Below are 21,621 nucleotides of genomic sequence, written 5' to 3'. Positions count from 1 at the left end.
AAAACCTCTGTACGTGTTAACCATAGTACGCCATACGCGCACAATTAGCAACAACCAGAAAAACCGCAAAGAACATATAAATCAGTATTTTAACTTGACGCAAGTATGCTATACGCGTACTATAAAGACATAAGATGAGAACAGCGGAGAACACCCATGACCACCATCCTCGCCCCCACCGTCAAGATCAATCGCGGAAAGCCCCGCATTTGGCTGGAAGGCCAACGTCTGGCCCGTGGCGCATTTACTCAGGACACCCGGTACAACATCAGCTTCAAGAACGGCACCGTCACCCTCAAAGCCTGCAAAGACGGTGATCGCAAGGTATCCGCCTACAAGGACAAGCCGATCATCGACCTGAACAGCAAGGAAGTTGGCGAGTGGTTCCCTGTCGGCACCAAACTCCGGGCCGTTGTCCGTCGCGGCCGCATCGTGATTCGTCGTCTGGCGAACTCCATGAAGGCGCTCAAGCGTGACCGTGACCTACTGACCAAGCTGCTCAAGGGTGAGCCGCTGAATGTCGTGAGCATGTACCACGGAGCTGGGGTGATGTCGCGGTCGCTGCATGACGGCTGGCGCAGCGCAGGTATCAAAACCCGCACCTTGCTGGCAGCGGAAATTGACGGGCGCTATCTGGACGCCTCCCTGAAGGCAAACGCCGACCTGTTCGATTCATCCAGCGTACTGGTGAACGCGCCCGTTCAGGATATGGAGTTTGACCACGTTCCGAGCGCCGACCTGATGGAGATCGGTCTACCCTGCAGCGGCCAATCAAAGGCCGGACGTAGCAAGCGCAAACTGGCCAGCGCCGAGGAACACCCTGAAGCCGGAGCCCTGTTCTTTACCTCACTGGAATGGATTAAGAAGTTCCAGCCAGCGGCAGCCATCATCGAATGCACACCGGAGCTGCTGAACTCTCCGAGCATGGCCGTTATCCGCTCGGTTCTGGCTTCTTGGAAGTATACGATTCTGGTCGAGACCACCTTGAACGGCTGTGACTTCGGCGCACTGGAAAACCGCGACCGCGCCGTAGTCATTGCCATGAGCCGCGATCTTGCCAAGGCAGGCATGTTTAATCTGGCCGACATCAAGCCATTGCGCGTCAAAGAAGAAAAGCTGGCGGACGTACTGGAGCCGATCAGCGAGGACGATGACCGCTGGGCCATCCACACCTACCTCGAAGAAAAGGCGCTCCGTGACGCCAAGAAAGGCAGCGGCTTTCAGCGCCAGCTGTATACCGGCGAAGAAAGCTACATCAACACCGTGACTCGCGGATACGCCAGAATCCGCAGCACCGACCCACACATCATGCACCCAACCAAACCCCGCTATACGCGCCTGCTGACGGTCGCAGAGCACGCTGCCGTGAAGGCGCTCCCGAAGGGCTGGATAGAAACCTGTGAGCTGGCCAACACCGTGGCACACGAAGTATTGGGGCAATCTGTGATCTACCCGCTGTTCAAGGCCATCGGCGCCGCCTTGGGCCACAACCTGCGAACACTGGCGGAAACACTGCTCCCGACCATGACCCAACACATCGAACCAACGGCGCTGGCGGCTTAACCGCCAGCACCACCCCAACACACGAAAGGAACATCACTATGACCGACACCAACAACACCACTGCAAACCTACTGATTCGCCTTCGCCCCGATCATGTTGAAGCCCTCGCAGCCCTCGTTGAACTCGGCAAAGACGAACGACTTGAGCGATTCAGCGCTGAGAGCGACTACAGCAATGAGGACATTGCCCAAGGCCACTACGAGATCGAATGCGCCGAGGAGGCCGTAGAGGCGATCAGAGACGCCATGAACGGCACCCAAGACAACAACGCCCCGCTGGTACTGAAGCGCGAACGCAGCACCAGCGAAGATAAGGCATACTGGAGCGACGATCACGGCTGGACAGGTCTTGATAACGCCAGTCACTTCACTCCCCTGGAGACCGTCAACAATGTTCGGCATTCACTGCTTTTGAGTCTTGGGGATGAATGCGATTTCGTGGCTCTGGCCCCGAATCAAGCCACAACCAACACATGGGCTATTTTCAGCGCCAGCGAGGCACGAACCGAGAACGGGCGAGGCTACTGGAACGATAGGAAAGGCTGGGTTACGAAGGATGAAGCCACGCGCTACCCCATCGACTACGTGGGACTGTACGGACTGCCGCAATCACTCAACCAAGATCGTCGCTGGCTCAACCTGAATCTGGCAGCGATCACGACCGAGGCAGGACTAATCGACGCCCTACGTGCGTTTTGTCAGGCCGCAAACCTGCCACACATGAGCGCTGACGAGCTGCTGCACACCGACAACCTGAATATCCATCCGGCCCGCCTGATCTGGCTTGAGCAATTCATTGAGCAATGGGACAAGGTAACGGGCTAAACCGGACGGCAACCGCTCTCCCGGCAGGGAGGGCGAAGCCCGACCCGCCACCGCCTTGGTGGGCAACGCCCGCCGAGGCACAAGCAAAGGGCCAACGGCCCGCATGACTACGGCACAGCGTTGAAGCTCACACCAGGGCACACATGAACACTCACCAACCACACCACTCCCGCTAAAAGAGGCAGTTATGGAGCAACATACGCAGACTATCGCAACAAAAGACAGGGTGATCACAAGAGACTTCGTAGGCGGCGCCCTTTACGGGATTCTGCTCGTAGGAATGTTTGCCGGGGCAATCGCCATGCTCACGCTTCCGGCAGTGGCACCCTACTCCACACTTGCCACTTGCTCACTCATTGCCTTAGCACCACTAACCTACATCATCCCCCACTACTGGCAAAGGCAATGTCTGGCAAACCTGATCAACGTGACTGCCCTGATTGGTAGCGCCGTCTTACAAGGCATCACAATCCTACAGACCGCCAATGTGCTTTAATTTCCAACTCGTCGTAACCCGTTGGCAAGCCAATCGCCATAAGGATGCACTATGAAGAAGACGGAATACCTGATTTTTAACCGGCCCGAGTTTGAGCGCTTTGCGAACAAGCACGTCGCCGCGTCATTGTTGAGTGTCGTAATGGAAGACCGCCAGCACCTTACTCCGAAAGCCCGCATAGTGGTGACGACAGACCTGAAAGGCGCCAACTGGTCATTCAAGGTCACACGGCAACTGCCGCAAAACGGGGATTTGCGCGAACGCCCATCAATGGCTCACGAAATTTTGTATATCAGCGCCGGACACAGTGAATCAAATATCGCCAAAGTCACTGACATCACCAACAGCGGTGAACTGGAAGGGCTCGGAATCAACACTTGGCTACTCGATCTGGCCTTTCAGGACTTCCTGCAGGTGAGCGGCCCCGACCCTTGGCTGGAAGGCAAGCTTTCATCGACTGACCACAACAATCCAAGACGAATCCCCTTTTGGGAAAAGCACATTGCCCACGGCCTCCAGGTGAACGAAGAAGGCAACGGCAGATTTCTTGGCCCTTGGGTTCGCAGCTACAACCCATATCGAAGCCAATTCGTTCCCTTACTGGTGAACCAAACTGGCAATCCGCCAGCCCGAAAGGCAAGCCTTGGTTATTCGCTCTACGAACTCGAACAGAAGCCGGCCCTTCTGATGATTTCCAGGAACGACGACTTTTATCGGAATCGACGATGGAAACCGATCTGGAAAACGCGAACCGAATGACAGAACAATCAGCGTATCCAAAACGCCACATAGGCGACCTGCCGCCTTGTAGCTCCCTGGGAACCGAATCACAATCTGAGGATTGATCGAATCACAACGCGGGATACCCACGATGCCAACCAGCAACCCAGCATTTCACCGATTAACCGAAGCATGGAACCGGGTTCATCAAGCATTGGCAAGCCAACAAGGGCCAGCGATTACCACGCCAACCCCTGCACTGCGCCAGGTATTTTTCGTCGCTGGTGACAACTGCCTGACGGTTGCCCACACAACCGATCAGATCACAGAGCTGACCGACAAAGCGATTGATTCAGCCAGCCGCCTGGATGCTGCGGCCAACCTTTCACCGGATTACCAGCATCAACTGGCCAGCGATATGGAGGCGTGGCTGGAACGGCCCGCCTTTGTACCGATCAGCGCGCCGGTTGACCTGTTTCAGCGGATAGACGATCTGCCTTTGGCTATCCAGGATATGATCGATGACCTGAATACTGCACTTGAACAGGACGACCCATATACCGCCTGCCGGGAGTTCCAGGAGCGCATGGAAAGTCAGAGCTATACCTTTGACTACGGGCTGGACGGAACTCCAACTAACTTGCGTAAGACCGCCAGCACTCTGACGGCGTTAGCCGAACACGGCCCCGGCGAACAAACCCGAACGGTTGATGATGGCGAGGACGACGATCCAGGCATGGCCCCGCGCTAACCAACCACCGTACCATCGGCAACCGGTCACGCTGAGCGGTTGCCGGTACAACTGGACCGCCAGCCCCACCCTTCCGAATACAGCGACACCGATCTGCCATATCGTATCCCTTGGTATACTTTAATCTGAATTAATGATTGACAGAGTGTGCGCGTTTGGCGTACCTTAACCACATCATCAAGGCGTTGATGGTAGCAGCTGCCCCGGCAACCGTTTCTTCCTTTTCCGGTGCCGGGGCTTTTTTTCTACTGCTACGCACAACCACAGAAAGGAGTAAGCCGTGAGCGCCACAATTTTGCAGGCATTCCAGGTATTCACCACCGAGAACCCTCTGGCCAGCTCCCGGTCAAGTCTTCCGGCCATCGTCGTGATGGGCCGCATCCACGAGACTGACCAGCCCGCCAGCGACGCTCGCTGGACGTTTCTTTTCATTGGCAGTCTGGACGAATTTCACCAGCGATTCATTTTTCGTATGGAGCGCGAGTTTGATCACGGAAAATACCTTGATCGACGCGGGCAACAAGTTCGGGGAGCCGATTTCATCCGGCAACTCAACAAGGCGATAGAGCAAGCCCGAATCCTGACAGCAACCGAACTTCGCAAACGGTCAATCATGGCGGTAACCTGGAGCCAGGACAACGCGGAAACCCTTGGAATCACGACTCACCGGATGATCGCCAAGGTTCCATTCTTTACGGATACCCGATACGGTTTTGAAATCCGGGATAATTCGGACGCCCAGCGAATGGTATTGTTCACCATGAAACTCAAAGAGATTGCCCAGGGCATGGGCCGGTGCGACCCACTGTATACGGGACGCCCAATGCGGGAACTGCCAGACCGACTGCAACAACAGGCAGGTTGAACAAGTCACAGATAGATTGAGCGCCCAATGATCACGATTACACCAAAACTGATCGTCACCTACCTTCTGATGACCGCCACTGTTTTTTGGGCAGTGGCCGTGGCATTTAATAGCGGCTACACCCTTGTCGGGATTGTCCTGTTGGTTCTTTGGTGGCTACCGATGGGGCTGTTTACGAATAGTCGTCCGACAACCGGCCAACGAAAAAAAGACGATTCCCTTGACGATTGGTCACCGACATTAACAAAGGATGAATCATGGTTCCCAACCACGATAGACAACGACTTGTAGGCACAAAAAACGACGACCAATGCAACGATACAGGCAAACAAATGAGCAACCCCCAGCAATGCCCCAATCTCCAGCTGGTTAAGGAATACCTTGAACAACGCGGTGGATGGAATGAGACACCTGACCACATAAAACCCCTTCTCAGAAACCGCATCCTGGAATGCGATTGCGATACCAACTGCAAACAAGAGTTCAACAAGCTGAAACTATGGAGCCCGAAGTGATTGGCAAGCACATACGATACGCCGCACTAACAGCCGGATTCGCATTGGCCACCCTATCTTTCCCCTCTATTGCTGAGAACGAATGGACGGTCGAAAAGGTGCAAGGCCAAACACACGTTCGCTATGAGCGCGATGATGGGGAATACCTGAATCTCACGGTGCAGTGCGACCAGGGAACCGGAATACCGAGTTACACCTTCGTTCACAAGCTGCCCAGGAATGTAGACGGTGCGCAGGCACTATTTGAAACGCCAGACCTGGCCAATGCGATAAATAACAGTGAACTTGATCAGATCATCACGGTAGACGAGGTTGGCCGATATAACCCAACACGTATCGGAGCAACACCGGTCAATACCCGATCGGGGCCTGCGCTGATGTCCGTTTCGTTCTTCCCTTTCAACCCCGACACCGCTCGGCAGGCTTTGGAAGATCAGATCATGGGAGGCACAGAGTCGATTGGCGTCTGGTATCGCAAGCCCACCACATTCACACCAATCTATTCCGCCAGCTTTCCGCTATCAGGACTCAAACCATTAATGACTATGGTACTTGAAAGCAAAGTCATGGATTGCGGCGATCAGAACTGGCGGAAGCAACGAATGAACGCCGTGGCCGACCGCAACGCAGGTTGACCAACACTTCGGCGCCAAAACTGGCGCCGCCCCTTGAATGTCGCCAAAAGGCGACAACCCCATCCTGAAGCAGCCCACTCCCGCCCTCCGATCATCCAATCACGCTAAAATGGCTACATCGTATCGGCCACTATAGTCTGTACTACGCGAACCCCGGATGACACTGATGCCCAACCGACGACACGAACTTCAACGCCCCAACTATTCCCGAATGGACGGCCTTTGTCCTGGCGGGGCATCAAACACAAAGGCAACGCCCAGGAAAACACGAGTTACCGGCAACGAGCAGATTGATGCTCCGATCTTGATTCCGGAATCCCCGCTGATCAACTTCCTGTCAAAGTTGACCCGAACACAACGACTTGGCATTCACAATATCCGGCTTACCGAACAGCTTGGCTATGGCTGCGACAAAACATTTCCCAACGGGGATTCCCTCTATCAATGGCTAACGCCTGGTGATCGCATTATCACGAATCGGGCCTGGCCCGCCGAGACATTTCGTAAGAAGTGGTTTCGGCTCCAACTGTCGGCGGATTATGTCTTTCAATTTGCAGAGCGGGTTGAACACCGAGAGGGCATGAGCCGCATATTTGGCTACCCACAATTCTGACAAAAAGCGTAAATCAGGGTTGCAAAGGGTACGCCATACGCGTACACTTCATTTATACAATAAAGCCATAGCGATGAGGTGATTCGCATGACACTGGATACCCAAACCACCCAAGCAAACGAGAACCAATCCATGTTTGCCGAAGCGATCAGCGGCGGATACAGCACCAAAGCCCAAGCCCCCGTAACCGAGCAGGCAGAGGAAGCATCCATCATTGCCACTGACCGCATCCACAAGCGTGAAGGCCACAACCCGCGCCGGATTCGCTCCAAGTCCAAAATGTCCGACCTGCGCGAGTCTATCCGCGACAAAGGCGTAATCCAGCCCATCCTGGTACGCCCACACCCTCAGATCGACGGAGAGTATGAACTGGTAGCCGGCGAAACCCGACTACTGCTTTCCCGCGAGGTTGGTCGCACCGAAATTCCTGCCCTGATCAAGCACCTGACTGACGAAGAAATGCTGGACTATGCGGCCACCGAGAACATCCAGCGTATTGATATGAGCCCCGTTGACGCCGGACTGGCCGCACAAGCCCTGCTGGCCCAAGGCAAGGACAAGGAAGAAGTCTGCCGCATCATGGGCTGGACGCCTGCGTTCTTTGATGGCCGGATTCAATTAACCCATTGCTGCGACGAAGTTTCGCAAGCACTGGTGGACGAAAAGATTGCTCTCGGCCATGCACAACTGCTGTCCAGCCTTCGTGAAACTTCACAGAAGAATGCGCTTCAGGCCATTCTTGAGAAGAACCTGACGGTTGATCAGTTGAGCAAGATCATTTCCGGCATGGCCCTGACGCTGAAAGCGGCGGCATTCGATCTGACCGATTGCCAGACCTGCCCGCACAACTCAAACACGCAGACTTCTTTGTTTGCCGACAGCAAGTCGCTCGGCAAAGCCCGCTGCCTGAACAAAGAGTGCTTCAACAAGAAAAACCAAAACCATCTGGACAGCGTGAAAGCCGACCTATCTGAATCCTTCCACCGTGTCGCCTTTACCAGCGAACTGGCGGCAGGCACCACCACGGTGATTGTTGAGTCTGGCACATATGGTGTTGGCGAAGAACAGGCCACCGCCTGCCAAAGCTGCGAACACTACGGCGCAACCATCGACAACACGCTCGGCTCCCGCGCTGCTGTCACCAAGAACGTCTGCTTCAACCTGCCCTGCCACACCAACAAAGTGCAGGAGCATAAAAACCTGATCGCCACTGACAAGGCACCAGCCACAGACAACAGCGACAAGCCAGCTACTCAGGTCGATACAGCAACCTCAGAAGCAAAGGCAACTGAAACCACCGACAACTCCGCGAGTGCCGCGAAGTCCAAAGCAGCCGCAAAGCCCGCGAAGAAGCCAGAGGTTGCCAAGAGCGCAATTCCACGCAAGATCGTTGATCTTCACCATCAGGTACACCGGACTGCCGCTGCCGCTCACGTTTACGAGGACGACAAGACTGCCCTGATCATCAGCGTCTTGAGCATGATGTCCGACGCCAATGTAGAGCCAGACAAAAAGCCCCAGGGCTGGCCGATGAACCTGACCGGCGAGAACCGCGCCAAAGCTGCCGCCATGCTGGACACCCTGAGCATGGAGCAACTGACCACCATGCAGCGCCGGATTGCCGCCAAGGTTATGCAGAAGGCCAAAAGCTCATTTGGTGGCGAGAACGAAAAGGACGCTTTCGGCTCCGTAGCGGTTTGGGTAGCCAAGTCCCGCGAAGTGGATTTGACCAAGCACTTCACAATGGACAGCGAGTACCTGGAGCCATTCACCAAGCCAATGGCCACGCAACGCCTCAAAGACTCTGGTTTCGCGGAAGCCTACGACAAAGAACACGGTGAAAAGGCATTCGCCAAACTGGCCGCTGGCAAGAAAGGCGATCTGATCAAAGCCGTGAAGGATTCACCCTTCGATTTTGCAGGCTACCTGCCGGAAGGCTTGAAGCTCAAAGCATAAACCCATTGAACGGGCTGACCCTTGAGGTCAGCCCACAAGAGAACAGGACACCCGTATGAACAACGTCGCCGCCGAAACCATGAACTGGCAGCCCCACACCAAGGACGATCACCCCATCCAGACCGGCGACCGCCTGTGGTGGTCTGACCTTAACGGGGCGGAGAAACCCCGGTGGGTTGAGGTTAAACAAATTGACCTGGAAGAAGGCCTGATCTTTTGCAAAGACCAGACTGACACAAACCTGATGACGGTTCCCGAAGAACTGACTACGCAAGCCAACTAACGAAAAAGGAAAAACCATGAACCCTGCATCCCTGCTCAACGCCGTTACTCCGATTCTAAACAGCAAGACCGCCAAGATCACAATGGACATTTCCGCCGCCAGCACCGAAGGCGAACTCATGGTTGTGGTCAAGCCACTGGTTGGGCCGGTGTCCGACAAAGCGCCCGAGGAACTGCGCCTGCTGAGCGCCGCCCTGGCCCAGCCAATCAAAGTTGTTGGCGAACCTGACGCCATTGAGGAAAAGCTGGCCAACATGGTTGAAGAACAGGCCGGTAAACGCAACGGATGGGCCAATCGTGCCGCCGCCCTGGATGCCGCCATTTCTGCTGCCGCCGCCAAAGATGCGAAGAAAGGCCCCAAAAAGGCAACCGAACAGACTACCGCTGCTGCAAGCGACAGCCCAGGGCCGGTCAACACCACACAGGACACAGACACATCGACCGATTCCGACGACTCCACGGTTAGCGCCGGTTTCGATCTGTAAATCTCGTCATGGGTGGCGAGTCTCCAGAGCTGGCACCGCCAGCCTTTGCCACCGGCCTTGCCGGTGGCTTTTTTCATCTTATCACCCGAAAAAACCATCAACCCCCCTTGTCATAAGTACGCCATACGCGTACACTTAAAACAAGTGAAGGTGATCCTTCATTCAACACTGACAAGGAGTAATACACATGGCCCAAGCAACCGTTCTGACCCGCGCATTCCGCTTCGGTGCGACCGACCTCCCCGACCCTGATTCCGATCTGACGCCTGATCAGGTGCTTGAGTTCTACAAAGATCAGTACCCAACGCTTCGATTCGGCAAAGTGAACGAAATCGGCATTGAGAATGACCAGCTTGTGTATCAGCTCGTCCCGAATGAGTACCACGCAAATGGATAGCATGGCCAAGGCGCTGGCCGAGCTTGAGGAATGGGCAACCGAGCCGTTGCCCTCCAAGCCGGTCAAACAGACGCATGACCAGCAACGTCTCGGCTCAACTTTCAACGAAACAAATACAGGGGATGCATCATGCTTGGCGCAGCACGAACTCAGGGACTTATTCAGACTGGCCACTTCGGTCAAGGGATGCCCGATGCCGGAAACCATGATGCCCAACCTGCCCAGGTAAACCCAGCGTGGGCCAGCCAGCCTATGCTGGCGGCTCACCGTCTGGCAACACTGCCGGACACCCAAACGCTGATGGGCGAGGTATTCCGCGATACCCGATTCCCGCACCAGCCAACCCGTAAGACGCTGGCCGACACAATTCGCCTGCTGGCCCTGTCCGGCAATGTAAGCGCCGATCAAGCGCGCTGGCTGGCGGACAACAAAAGCCACCCCAACCGTCTCTGGTCAGCCATTGGCTATCTCTCGACACACGCAGCCAATGACGACAGCAACCAGATCATTCGCGGCATTCACAGCCGCCTGACCGAAATCGCCCCACTGCGACAGATTGGCCGGTTCGTGACCGCCTGGGCAAAGCAGCTACCAGAAGTGATCGACCCGCGCCTGATCAATGAGCTTCACAAGCTGATGCAGATCAACCAGAACCCCGATCAGGACATTCGTGCCGATTGGGCCGCGTTCAACCACGCTCTGGCAGGCACCCTCAAAGCAATCGCCGCAGAACTCAACGAGCGCATGAACCCTAACGTTCTGCACCACGGAGAGCCACTTGAGCTAACCCTGTGCTTTGCCGGTGAGACCAATATTGGCGGCGGCCTACTGATGGGAGCCGATCACACGATGGGACTGGAACTAGGCGTTGATGTAATCACAACCAGCACCGCCTACTGGAAGGCGATGACCTTGGGCCTCACCCTGATTCAGAAGCACCTCTTTCCCCTCTACACCCCCACCAACTTAGCGGATATGGGGGGCATGATGATCGACGAAGTTGAGGATGACCTTAACGGTATTGCCGCATACCTCACGGCTCACAATCTTGACGACTCCGAAGCAAACGTGGAGGAAGCAATCAGCGCCAGCAACTGCTTTATCATCGAGTGCTATGAGGCATGGGAGCACTATGTTGCCGAAGTCACTATGCACCAAGAGATCGTAGGAAACTGGAAGCTGGAGGCCGAAGCAACGGTAGACCTACTTACGAAAACAATGGCAAGCCTGCCAGCACCAAAAACCGAACACGACAAACGCCTGAGCACATGGCTGAACGATGTGGCATCGGCGCTTGAGCCCTTCCAGGGCAAAGAAAACTGGTGCGTGGAGCGGGCGCATCTGGTGTCGGATAGCAGTGAGGCAACCCTGCCAGTTCTGGACGAACTAACCCCCGTCTACTGCGAGGACGACCGCCTGTGCGCACAGTACGCTGAACAAATGCACGAAATGTATATGCAGGGCGACGATGGCGCCGTCATGCTGTCATGGGATGCAGACCCAAAGACCATCCTTGAATGGGTCAACGATCTCAACAAGGGACACCAACTGCTGGCCGAACTGTTCCTGATCGGCAACGACGACACCGAGTAAAACGCTAAATCCGGCTTGCTTTAGGTACGCGTATGGCGTACTATGAAAGCATAAGAAATGACCGGAGATTAGCCATGACCCAACAACCAGACACCTTTGTTCAAAGCTGCGCCCTCGTCATTCACCGCGCCCGCTTTGGCGACTCGCAAGACACCTTCTCAATCCTTGCCCACGACATTCACCACACCGAAACCAAGTCAGTGCTTGGGGCCGGTCGCCCGTTCGGGCATGACGACAAAATGTCCCTGATGGCCATGCTTGGCGACTACCGGGGTTCCGATCTGGAATTTCTGGACGCGAAGTGCCTGGCTTCCTCACATGAGACGATGATGTGGTATCGCCCCCGCTCGAAAACAGTCGTCAACATTGTGGGACACGAATACACCGTTGCCGTACCGTCCCTTGTCTTTATGCTACACAAAGGCTCCCTGCACGTTGCGGCCTACAAAGGCGAGCGCCGCCCTGAGCGCAACACCAAGCTTCTGCACTGCGGCCTGCCCAACATTCAAAGCAATATCGGCCACTGGTGTTCCGGTGGCAACCGCCTACCCGACCGCCCCCATCAGGGCCAGATCGAAAAGCTGGAAGATATGTTCTTCACCTCGCCGTTTACGCACTGGAACCCCGAGTACGCCGCCGTGGAGGACACCTCAACCGTGGGTAGCAACAAGCAAATGGAAACCTTCTTCAAAGACCTGCAAGGCAAGGCCCGCTTCCCCGTCAGCAAGCTCAAGGATATGGGCTGCGAACTGGAACAATGGATGCGCCACATCACCACCCGTAACGCCCGCTTCTGACCGGAGAGTGCCATGACAATGCAAATCGAGAAACCTGTCCGCACCGCGCCTCCCAGCTTCCTGAACGCCAGCAGTCCGCTGGACATTCTGATGATCGGGGCCGGTGGTAACGGCTCAGAGCTGTTTGACGGCCTTGTTCGCCTGCACCATGCCCTGATCACCCTCGGCGGCAAAGGGCTGGCAGTGACGGTCATGGACGACGACGAAGTATCCCCTAGCAATGTCGTCCGCCAGCGGTTCTGGCCTCACGAAGTGGGTGCGAACAAAGCCATTGCACTGGTACAACGCGCCAACCTGATGATGGGCACCAACTGGACAGCCCTGCCGGAGCGATTCAACCGCAACAGCCGCCTCGGTCGCTTCGATCTGGTCATTACAGCGGTAGACAATCTGGACGCCCGCAGAGAAGCGCTGGCGCGCTTTGAGCCCGATGATCGCCACCAGAACAATCCCTGGATAGTGAACGGCTACCGTGGCCACGCAGACACGTACTGGCTCGACCTGGGCTGCGATAAGGACAAGGGGCAAGTGGTGTTCGGGCGGTTTGGAGACAACCAAATCTCTGACGAATGGCCGACTGCACTGGCGCATTTCCCCGAAATGGCCACCCGCGAGGACGACAACCGGCCTTCCTGCTCCGCAGCCGAGTCCCTGGCCCGACAAGACCTGATGATCAACCAGAGCGTATCCGGCGCTGCCATCAACATGCTTTGGAAGCTATTACGCGAGAGCAAGCTGGGTTTCAACGGCGTCATGCTTGATCTGGCCACCGGCTACAGCCAGGGCATCCCCTTCATGCCCATCAACAGCACGAAACACTAACAAAACGACAGCACCGGAGACTCACATGGACTACGCACACATCACCCGCACCGATACCGTTGGCTCCACCTCAGCCCCCGCCATTCTCCCAAAAGCGGGCTACCTCGTCGCCAACTACGGCTTTCTGGTTGGGCGCGGCGAACGCGTCCGCCTGGATGAATTTGCCGACCGCATGGAAGCCCACTACGACAACGTTCGCGTGTCCATTGAGGCCGGTGAGATTCGTCGCTGGTACGAACTCATGGTGTACGCGGAGGACACGGTAGTGAACTTCGGGGCGATTCCCTGCGAGTTTGAATACCTCGACGGACTCTACAACGCAGAGGACGTTTGGAAAATTCTTGGCCAGGACGCCATCAATTATCTGCTGGCGGACGACGCCGCCTGAGACACCCAACACCTTAATCGGAGTAACACCATGACCACAGCAACAACCGCAAAGCGCGCACTGCCACTGAAATTCGACCTCGGCCAGATCGAGGAACTGCTGAACGCCGCTCGCCAGTGCGACCTTGAAAATGAGGACTTTACCTCAGCCGTCACCATGCTGAATGACGCCCGAGAGCAACTCAGCGGGACGGCTACCGTTGCCGAATACTACCTGAACCACGACCCCGCCTCCTGCCCCTCGTGCAAGAGCCGGAATATCAATGGAGACGAAGTTCAGATCGACAACACCACCGCCTTTCAGGAGGTGTTCTGCATGAATTGCGGAGCCGCATGGCAGGACAACTACAGCCTGTCCAGCCTCAGTCGCGCCGTAGGATTCTCACTCGACGAACCCTTTGCACCCTGACCCAACCCACGAACCAGCCCTCCGAATCCACGCGAGGGCCACACCACTCAAAAGGAACACACCATGCCAGCAATCGTCACGATTCACGCCACCCCTCGCAAGCCACTGAACGAACTCCACCCGCTCGACCGGCAGGTGCCGGAGCAAACTGTCATCCAGATCAACGCAGCTGTACCAAGTCGCCATCTGGCAAACGCCGCCCTGGACATTTACCACGATCAGATTGCCATCAGGCAACCGGAGGATTTCGACCTGGAAGCCCAGCACAACGGCACCCCGATCACGCCTTGCGATGAAGAAACGCGTTATCAGAACGCCGGCAAACCGATCTAGCCAATCCGCCAGCAACCGCACCGCAAGCGCGGTGTGGTTACGTGTTCGGGAGGGCAGGCCCGACTGGACGCAAAAGCTAAGGGCCACCGGCCCGCCCAAGCCCGAACGCAGTTCGGCCTAAAAGAAGATTTACATCAACACAACAAAGCACTACCTCCATCGAGGTTCTCACAAACGGTATACTGAGACACACGTCACACAAGGATTAACCATGAAACAACCCAAGCTCCGGATACTCGCTCTGATCACAATGCTCACATTAAGCCCGCTGGCTTTCGCCAATCAGAGCTACCACAAAATCAGCATACTGAGAGACTCTGGCGAATGCCTGCTGGTCACGAAGAAGATTAATCCAGCTTCACAGTCGGAAGAAAAGGTTGCGCACATTACCCAACCAGAGATTGATTCGAGTTACGGAAAGCAGTGCGAGATAACCTTCAACCGAAAATCGTTCCAAGAACAGTATGGCGAAATGTGTCATTTGACCTCATTTTACGAAGCGCCGCTCGGAAAACCTCAACGTGATACAGCGCAGTATCGAGTCAAAGGGGACACCATCAGCTTTGTGATCTGGACGCTCAAAGGCGTGGATTACCACTGCTATAAGCTTTAACCAGGCACTACCTCGGGAGACAACATGGGAGTCAAACTCTATAAAGCTGGCGATCACCCAACCGGTTGGCTCGGCTTCCGAGTGACAAGGGCTTTCGGAGGTCGCTACCATCAGAAATACTTTTCAACGCGAAATGCCGAGACGCAGAACGCGTCAGACCCGTTGTTTCGTGAGCAGGAGCGCCGAGCGAAGGCCCTGGACCACCAATGGGAACTGGAAAGCCGCGAATATCAATACCGGTTGTTCGTGACGCAGGACCACAAGACAACCAAACCGTATCGCGGTGTCGGAGCGCACGGCATTACCCTGACTTTCTTCATCAACCGGAGAGGTAATTGGAGAGCCGCCTTTCGGGTCAATCATCAGAAAAGGCAGAATGATGGTTCTTTTGACGCCTATCGGGTGACATTTGATACCCAGCCCTATAGCGAAGCCTGGCGAAAGGCTGTGACCCTTTGGGCAGAAGAAAACGATATTCGACCACCCGATGCACAACGGTTGCTCGAATCACCACCCGCCCCCTCACAATTTAAAGACCTTCGCCGGCACATGAATGAACACGACGGTTTCGATATTCCGGTATCGGCTTTATCCAGCGTATTTCGGGAGCAACGGGAACAGCTTGAAAACAAGCGCCTGCTACAGACGGCGGAACACCAAGGTAAACTTTCGCCTCCACCGAAGATAACAAGCGTGGACACCGAACTGGTGATTGATATGGAGCGTTGGTTTACCGAAGAGACCGACCACAGGAATGCGCCAAGTTTCAGATAATCTCAGAACCCCTTTCGGACTCCAAGGGGAGCGATTGGTACGGCCGGATGATGTGCCATCCGGCCTCGCCTGTAACTGCACCTGCCCAGGGTGTGGGGCCGAGCTTCAGGCTCGCCATAGATCGAACCCGAATCACCGATCCTACTTTGCACACCATCAGGCAGCCGAGTGCCCCGGCGGTTACGAGACAGCCGTTCACTCCATGGCCATCCAGATTATTTTTGAGCATGGCGGCATCACCATCCCAGAGAAGACGATCGAACTCCGTTCAAGTCTGCCGGATGACCCGGACGACCTGGTAGAAAACCTGGAGCTCCCAAGGCGGGAAGTGACATTCATACACTGCGTATATGAAACCCGAGTTAGCCAGGAGGAAAGCCAACGCCTTTGGCGCCCCGATCTAACAGCCACCCTGAAAAATGAGGCCACCTTGTATATCGAGGTAGCCGTTTCGCACAAATCGGATATCGAAAAAACCCGGGACCTGGACAATCTCATGGAGATTGACCTGAGCAAACTGCCCCGCTCCATCGTGGATGACCCTGAACAATTCACAAACCAGGTACTTCATTTGGCGCCCCGAAAGTGGTTCCAGTGTTCCCTATATGACAAAACACCCTTTGTTCAAAAGCGATTGGAAGATCTAAAGGCCCGGCACGAGCGGCAACAAAGCCAGAAAGCGATTGAGCGAGCGAAAGCCGATCACGAACATGCCCGGAAAACCCACGCCCGCTTACGCCACGGCAGCAAGATCAATGAGATCCACACCATAATGCGGCCGGCCGGATACAACGCAAGAATGACCCAGCTGCTCAAACTATCCGAAAACGGCATTGCCTACGCCCAACAACGATTAGCCAGTGAATGCTCTGAGGGAGAAACCATCCCTGCAGCGATTCATCGATCAGTGCCAGGGGACTGGCTTTTCAACGGTCATCCGATTGCCTGGCAGGGCTTCGTCTTTGACCATTACATTTTCCAGAAAGCACCTGGAACGCTTTTGTTCGCCGATTCGATAGCCGACGCAGTTGTTCAAGCGTTCGGTGTCGTCGACTGGGCCGACAAGCTATTGGCTGAATCAAACACTAAACGATTCAGCCCAGCTCATATTTGGTTTCTGGATGCGGCCGAGAATGAGCAACTTCTGAAACCGGAAGTGGTCATCGGAAACTACCTGGAAAGCCTGAGTCCACCATCGTTGATATTAACAGCCAATCCTGACAGCACCGGCCCACGGTATCTGAAACGGCGTAGCCGGGGCCGACAGTACGAAGTGCAATTTGGAACCCTGAAGGAAATTCAGGTCGCCACCGAAGAAGCCAGAAAGCAGCAGCAAGAACGTGAACGCGAGTCAACCGAACAAGCTGAAGCGCTAAAACAAATGCGCATCAGGGATCTTGCGCACGCCAAGGAACAAGCCAAGCATGACGCGCTCAAACAGCAGCTGGCCTGGGAGAGCAGAGAGCAATCAACCCTGAAGAACTGGTTGCCCGAAAAGAAACGGCTTGAACGGAACACCAAGCACCTGCAGGCAATACAAGAACACGGCTATGACCAAGCCTACTTATGCAAATACTGCCACCTCCCTACCACCCAGCACACAGACATTTGCGAGGAATGTGGCGTCGGGAAGCTGGAACCCATCGAACTCACCAGTGAGTATGTGGCCACCTTTGAGCACAGATTAAGAACCATGCCGAGGATTCGCGCCAAAAAGGACTACCGCGACCCTTGAACCGTCAGATCCCCGAATGATCGATGGAGGCTGGCAGGAGTCCGAACCTCGTTACCGTGTTATATTAAAAGCACGAATTGAGGAGGTATTTCCGTGAGTAGAAACCGCCAAAGCGCAGGGTGGCTATCCGTTGTCATGCTGCCATTCATTGTCATGCTTCTAGTATGGGCGGTCGCGCCGGCACTAATGACAACAGAGGACGCGACAGTTTACCTCGAAGGCTGCACCGAACCCGCTTGCGCCCTGAAAGGTGATCTGAACGTCAATATTTTCACTCGTCACTATGAGTTGAAACAGGCGGACGGCTCTATCGTAAGCTTCGATCCAGAAAATATTGCTTTAATGAGTTGGCCCGCCCCCAAAGACTGAGTTTGATGATACCGCCCTGGAAACCGCAGAAACGATTTCCTGCATTGTCACCCCACCCCAATGACACGTAAACCATGACTAAAAGAGCCACCAAAACCCAAACAGCGTTCTACAGGCGAATCTATGTGGCGCACCTTATAGATTCTGGCGTCAACACGGTTCCTGCCATCATGGAAGCAACAGGAATGCCGCGCCGCACAGCGCAAGACGCCATTTCAGCGCTTGGTGAGATTGGCGTGCACTGCGAATTTACGGGGGCCACAAAGAATGGAGTCTATCGAGTTAAGGACTGGGGCCCGATCAAACCCGAGTGGATTCAGATTAATTTGCAGCACGTTTTAGGCGTGCTAGAATGCAATTAAATCTTCCTTACCAAATTGGAGAATCCACGTGATCAATCTGGCCAATGGCAAAAGCCTCGATCTTATCGACAACCAAATCCGAGAAACACGATTCGCTCAATCCAGCCTGCTGAATACCTGCAAAGTATGGGATCTCGCCCACCTCGACTTAATCGTAACCTCCGATACGATTGAAGATGATCGCAAGCGAAAGACGCTTGAGCACAAGAAGCGTCGCAACAACAACATTGCAACCGGTGCCATTGCTGGCGGGCTGATTGATGGCTTGAGCGGGGACGACTCCATCCTGGATGGCGTATTAATCGGCGCGGCATTCGGTGCTATCGCAACCAGCGGCCCCGGAGAGGCCACGGCTAAGGTCGGATTACTGTTCTCAGACAACGAATCGCTGACGGTGAAGGTCAATGGCCATGAGTACAGTCAGCTTCAGACCATCGCCAAGCAGAACGCCAGGTACAAGCGTTTCCCGAAAGGCCCATCGCTGACCAAGCAGAAAGCCACACGAAAGGAAATGGACGGCGTACTCAGGGATCGCGCTGTGGGCCAGCTGAAAATACTACTAATCGCTGCTTTCGTGATTGCCATAGGGTCGAATGTCCTCGCGGCACTGGCATCCTCCGCCCCCTCCTCAGCGGCACAAGCCGATGAATTTATTTCCTTCGTTGGGGAATTTGCCAAAGGAATCCCCTACGTCGGCGTTGGACTCGGAATGCTTCTCGTGGTTGTCGCTTTTGTTGGCATTATTCGACCAGAGTCCCAATTGCGAAACGATGAAAAAGAGCGCTATGCCTCGCTGTCGACAACCCGCACGAAGGCGCCTAAGGCTAAAGTGACCTAAACCTTTCGTCGGCGGGGCAATGATACTGATGCTGTCAGCTATTCTGCAGGCCGTTTGCGGCAAAGATCTCACTAGAATAATCGACCGGAAATCATAATTGGGAATCGAACCATGATGAAGACAGTAGCCTCAGCATTTCTGATCCTAGCATCGGCCCAGGCCTCTGCGGAATTGCCAGCCTGTGCTTCCGATGCTGCGGCAAAATTTGAGATTCCTGAAAAGGTTTTCCATGCCATGGTCCTGGAGGCCCGGGCCAACTGGCAGGGTAAACCTAAACACTATGGCCCCATGGGGCTTTATGACCTAGTGATTCCCCACGTAGCCGGCGAAATCGGAGTTTCTAGCGAGTCCATTCGTAATGATCCATGCCCAAACTATTACGCTTCGGCTTGGTGGCTTATGAACGAAGCTGGCGGCAATGAAGACAGTATTTGGGATGCTGTTGCCGTTTATTACCACGGCCGTAAGGAGCGCGAATCTTACCCCATGAGGGATCGTGTTCGCGCCATTTACGAGCAGCTCTGACATAGGAATACGGATGACAAGTAGATCGGAAGCAAAATCACCTCCACCCCACCCCCTATTTATTGTGGGAATGGTGGCGATCCCATTGAGCATCATTTGGAGCCCCCTACTGATAATGACTCCCTGTTGTCTGGGATGGTGGATGCTCAAAATTGAGAAGCCAAGACTGCTATCACGGCATGAAGCTGCGGTTGAGCGTGAAAATATTAACCTGGGAAAGCACAAATACCCGTTGGCGGACTGTTCAATGACAAAGCCACGATTCTTTCTGTTCCAATATGGACTCCCGCAAGTGAGACAGCTGGTGACCCTCCAACACATGGACAGCGGAACAACCCAGCAGTTCTGGATCATCACCAGGCCAGTTGGGCGCACCACGTTACACCCAATCAGCGATGATTAAGGAGATTTGGTGATGCTTGATGATCAAAACAGTCAGGAAGAGCTTCGTTCTCGCAAAGGAGCGTGCAAATTAATGGCAGCGCTTTTTACTCTGTTCTTTGGGCTATTTGCATTCTAGGGTTGGAATCGAGCTCTTCTGTCATCCAAGCATAGCCTCCGTTTTGTGCAAAACTAGGTTGGTAGAAACCAAGCTGCAACGATCCGTTCTGTGCAAAAGTTGGTAGGGTAAAGGGGCCGCAGTGCGAACAAAGCCGCCTGTTAGTCGCCCCTAATATTCACTCAGATCATGCATTTCTGATTCCCCAAAGCGGACACCTTGTGGCACCCGCTGGGATGACAGCAGCTGCGACTATTCGGCCACCGAGCTCGAATCGAATCTGTTGGATGAGGGTTTCTGTAATATCGACAGGCTGTGTGAGAATTCTTATGAAACTTTAGACTGTTCAAAATTCGATCAAAAACCGCGCACGAGAGTTGTCTCAACATGCATTCAATATCGAAGAATCGTATTTAATTGACTGAGCTCACCATCAGTTTTTGTTTTCACACAGCTTGTCGACATAGCGGCCTAAATTTGAGCTCCTTTGAACGGCAGTAGCTGACACAAAGACGGCATCCAAGGTCGTTCATACTTGAGTTTGAAAATCACTAATATCAGAAAAAAATGCACAAGAGATCGGAAGATTGGTGCAACAGCCCTTGCTCCTAGAAATTAAAAAGCGGGCGAAGGGATTGTAACCCTCCCTTAAAATCGGACCACTGATACCTAGAGTTCTCCGGCATAATGCAGCAATGCGAAAGGAGAACGGATGATGCGCAAAACACGGTTCACGGAATCCCAGATCGTACAGATCTTGAAGTCAGTTGAAGGCGGCCGGAAGGTTAAGGATGTTTGCCGAGAGCAAGGCATATCTGACGGCACCTATTACAACTGGAAGGCCAAATATGGTGAGATGGAAGCATCCGACATAAAACGGCTAAAAGCGCTGGAGGAAGAGAACAGTAGGCTCAAGCAGATGTTTGCGGACCTGAGTCTGGAAAACCGAGCCCTTAAAGACGTTATCGAAAAAAAGCTCTGAAGCCAGCAGCTAAACGCGGACTTGTTGATTACCTGCGAGGCACCCATGGGCTGAGCATCAGAGCGGCTTGTAAGGCACTGTGCCTGAGCAGATCTGTTTACCACTATCAGCTCGATACATCGCGTGATGATCCTGTGATCGATGTGCTGCTGGCTTTAACGGACAAGTACCCTCGGTATGGCTTTAGAAAGCTATTCAAAATTCTGAGACGCCAAGGGCACGTCTGGAACCATAAGCGAGTTTACCGCGTGTACTGCCTGCTCAAACTCAACCTGAGGCGAAAGGGAAAGAAGCGGCTGCCAAGCAGAAACCCAGAGCCACTGTGCGTTCCAGAACTGACGAACCACTGTTGGTCGATCGATTTCATGGCTGTCAATGGCCATTTATTTTGACCCACCTTTGGCCAATAAAATTGACCCACCTTTCATAGTCTAGCTTGTAACTTTCTGCTTCAGTCGATAGCTTTCTCCTCCCAACATAA

27 protein-coding genes and 1 pseudogene are annotated in these 21,621 nt (G+C 54.4%); all 28 read left to right on the top strand.

The window, feature by feature from the left end:
* Window positions 1-156 precede the first annotated feature (156 nt).
* Window positions 157-1,563, top strand: coding sequence for a DNA cytosine methyltransferase (locus ARC85_RS12960; RefSeq protein WP_286714977.1), 1,407 nt, complete (start codon window positions 157-159; stop codon window positions 1,561-1,563).
* A gap of 38 nt (window positions 1,564-1,601) precedes the next feature.
* Window positions 1,602-2,387 (top strand): hypothetical protein, encoded by a 786-nt coding sequence (locus tag ARC85_RS12955; RefSeq protein ID WP_011783202.1) that lies wholly within the window; start codon window positions 1,602-1,604, stop codon window positions 2,385-2,387.
* Window positions 2,388-2,574: 187 nt separating this feature from the next.
* A complete protein-coding gene (locus ARC85_RS12950) occupies window positions 2,575-2,883 on the top strand; it encodes a hypothetical protein (RefSeq protein ID WP_011783201.1) in 309 nt (102 codons plus the stop codon).
* Between the two features lie 51 nt (window positions 2,884-2,934).
* Entirely contained in the window at window positions 2,935-3,642 is a 708-nt protein-coding gene (locus ARC85_RS12945) for a hypothetical protein (protein WP_286714976.1), read from the top strand.
* 112 nt (window positions 3,643-3,754) lie between these two features.
* Entirely contained in the window at window positions 3,755-4,354 is a 600-nt protein-coding gene (locus tag ARC85_RS12940) for a hypothetical protein (protein WP_011783199.1), read from the top strand.
* A gap of 280 nt (window positions 4,355-4,634) precedes the next feature.
* Window positions 4,635-5,219, top strand: coding sequence for a hypothetical protein (locus tag ARC85_RS12935; RefSeq protein ID WP_011783198.1), 585 nt, complete (start codon window positions 4,635-4,637; stop codon window positions 5,217-5,219).
* Window positions 5,220-5,246: 27 nt separating this feature from the next.
* Window positions 5,247-5,510, top strand: coding sequence for a hypothetical protein (locus ARC85_RS12930; RefSeq protein WP_011783197.1), 264 nt, complete (start codon window positions 5,247-5,249; stop codon window positions 5,508-5,510).
* A 160-nt stretch (window positions 5,511-5,670) separates the two neighbouring features.
* Window positions 5,671-6,369 carry a hypothetical protein gene (locus ARC85_RS12925; protein WP_011783196.1) on the top strand — a complete coding sequence of 233 codons (699 nt, stop codon included), beginning with the start codon at window positions 5,671-5,673 and terminating at the stop codon, window positions 6,367-6,369.
* 166 nt (window positions 6,370-6,535) lie between these two features.
* Complete coding sequence (locus ARC85_RS12920) at window positions 6,536-6,982, top strand: hypothetical protein (RefSeq protein WP_041657374.1); 447 nt, start codon at window positions 6,536-6,538, stop codon at window positions 6,980-6,982.
* An 87-nt stretch (window positions 6,983-7,069) separates the two neighbouring features.
* Window positions 7,070-8,938, top strand: a complete 1,869-nt coding sequence (locus ARC85_RS12915) for a PRTRC system ParB family protein (RefSeq protein WP_041657377.1) — start codon at window positions 7,070-7,072, stop codon at window positions 8,936-8,938.
* A gap of 55 nt (window positions 8,939-8,993) precedes the next feature.
* Window positions 8,994-9,221, top strand: a complete 228-nt coding sequence (locus ARC85_RS12910) for a hypothetical protein (RefSeq protein WP_286714975.1) — start codon at window positions 8,994-8,996, stop codon at window positions 9,219-9,221.
* 16 nt (window positions 9,222-9,237) lie between these two features.
* Window positions 9,238-9,705, top strand: coding sequence for a hypothetical protein (locus ARC85_RS12905; protein ID WP_286714974.1), 468 nt, complete (start codon window positions 9,238-9,240; stop codon window positions 9,703-9,705).
* A gap of 187 nt (window positions 9,706-9,892) precedes the next feature.
* Window positions 9,893-10,102 (top strand): PRTRC system protein C, encoded by a 210-nt coding sequence (locus ARC85_RS12900; RefSeq protein WP_041657380.1) that lies wholly within the window; start codon window positions 9,893-9,895, stop codon window positions 10,100-10,102.
* A gap of 1 nt (window position 10,103) precedes the next feature.
* A complete protein-coding gene (locus tag ARC85_RS12895; protein ID WP_157680765.1) occupies window positions 10,104-10,331 on the top strand; it encodes a hypothetical protein in 228 nt (75 codons plus the stop codon).
* Window positions 10,289-11,695 (top strand): hypothetical protein, encoded by a 1,407-nt coding sequence (locus ARC85_RS12890; protein ID WP_286714973.1) that lies wholly within the window; start codon window positions 10,289-10,291, stop codon window positions 11,693-11,695. Before ARC85_RS12895 ends, ARC85_RS12890 begins: the two co-directional genes overlap by 43 nt.
* Before the next feature lie 74 nt (window positions 11,696-11,769).
* The gene (locus tag ARC85_RS12885) at window positions 11,770-12,492 is read left to right on the top strand and encodes a PRTRC system protein B (protein ID WP_011783190.1); all 723 of its coding nucleotides are present in this window, start codon (window positions 11,770-11,772) and stop codon (window positions 12,490-12,492) included.
* A gap of 12 nt (window positions 12,493-12,504) precedes the next feature.
* On the top strand, window positions 12,505-13,314 hold the full coding sequence (locus ARC85_RS12880; RefSeq protein ID WP_011783189.1) for a PRTRC system ThiF family protein: 810 nt from the start codon (window positions 12,505-12,507) through the stop codon (window positions 13,312-13,314).
* A 25-nt stretch (window positions 13,315-13,339) separates the two neighbouring features.
* The gene (locus ARC85_RS12875) at window positions 13,340-13,702 is read left to right on the top strand and encodes a hypothetical protein (protein ID WP_011783188.1); all 363 of its coding nucleotides are present in this window, start codon (window positions 13,340-13,342) and stop codon (window positions 13,700-13,702) included.
* 30 nt (window positions 13,703-13,732) lie between these two features.
* Window positions 13,733-14,110, top strand: a complete 378-nt coding sequence (locus ARC85_RS12870) for a hypothetical protein (protein WP_011783187.1) — start codon at window positions 13,733-13,735, stop codon at window positions 14,108-14,110.
* Between the two features lie 63 nt (window positions 14,111-14,173).
* Window positions 14,174-14,443 carry a hypothetical protein gene (locus tag ARC85_RS12865; protein WP_011783186.1) on the top strand — a complete coding sequence of 90 codons (270 nt, stop codon included), beginning with the start codon at window positions 14,174-14,176 and terminating at the stop codon, window positions 14,441-14,443.
* Between the two features lie 211 nt (window positions 14,444-14,654).
* The gene (locus tag ARC85_RS12860) at window positions 14,655-15,056 is read left to right on the top strand and encodes a hypothetical protein (protein ID WP_011783185.1); all 402 of its coding nucleotides are present in this window, start codon (window positions 14,655-14,657) and stop codon (window positions 15,054-15,056) included.
* A 24-nt stretch (window positions 15,057-15,080) separates the two neighbouring features.
* Entirely contained in the window at window positions 15,081-15,830 is a 750-nt protein-coding gene (locus ARC85_RS12855; protein WP_011783184.1) for a hypothetical protein, read from the top strand.
* A 496-nt stretch (window positions 15,831-16,326) separates the two neighbouring features.
* Window positions 16,327-17,565 (top strand): hypothetical protein, encoded by a 1,239-nt coding sequence (locus ARC85_RS12850; RefSeq protein ID WP_286714971.1) that lies wholly within the window; start codon window positions 16,327-16,329, stop codon window positions 17,563-17,565.
* Window positions 17,566-17,658: 93 nt separating this feature from the next.
* Window positions 17,659-17,934: a hypothetical protein gene (locus tag ARC85_RS12845; protein ID WP_286714970.1), complete on the top strand. Its 276-nt coding sequence runs from the start codon at window positions 17,659-17,661 to the stop codon at window positions 17,932-17,934.
* Between the two features lie 74 nt (window positions 17,935-18,008).
* Window positions 18,009-18,296, top strand: coding sequence for a helix-turn-helix domain-containing protein (locus tag ARC85_RS12840; RefSeq protein WP_286714969.1), 288 nt, complete (start codon window positions 18,009-18,011; stop codon window positions 18,294-18,296).
* Between the two features lie 28 nt (window positions 18,297-18,324).
* Window positions 18,325-19,134 (top strand): hypothetical protein, encoded by an 810-nt coding sequence (locus tag ARC85_RS12835; protein WP_286714967.1) that lies wholly within the window; start codon window positions 18,325-18,327, stop codon window positions 19,132-19,134.
* Between the two features lie 111 nt (window positions 19,135-19,245).
* Window positions 19,246-19,659: a lysozyme family protein gene (locus ARC85_RS12830; RefSeq protein ID WP_286714966.1), complete on the top strand. Its 414-nt coding sequence runs from the start codon at window positions 19,246-19,248 to the stop codon at window positions 19,657-19,659.
* Window positions 19,660-20,873: 1,214 nt separating this feature from the next.
* Window positions 20,874-21,508 (top strand): annotated as a pseudogene (locus ARC85_RS12825) (transposase); the annotation flags it as partial.
* Between the last annotated feature and the right edge of the window lie 113 nt (window positions 21,509-21,621).

The sequence above is a fragment of the Marinobacter sp. tcs-11 genome, assembly GCF_002049515.1.
GTDB classification, from domain to species: domain Bacteria; phylum Pseudomonadota; class Gammaproteobacteria; order Pseudomonadales; family Oleiphilaceae; genus Marinobacter; species Marinobacter nauticus.
The sequence above is the reverse complement of the archived record's forward strand: the minus strand, read 5'-3'. Positions and strand labels throughout refer to the sequence as shown.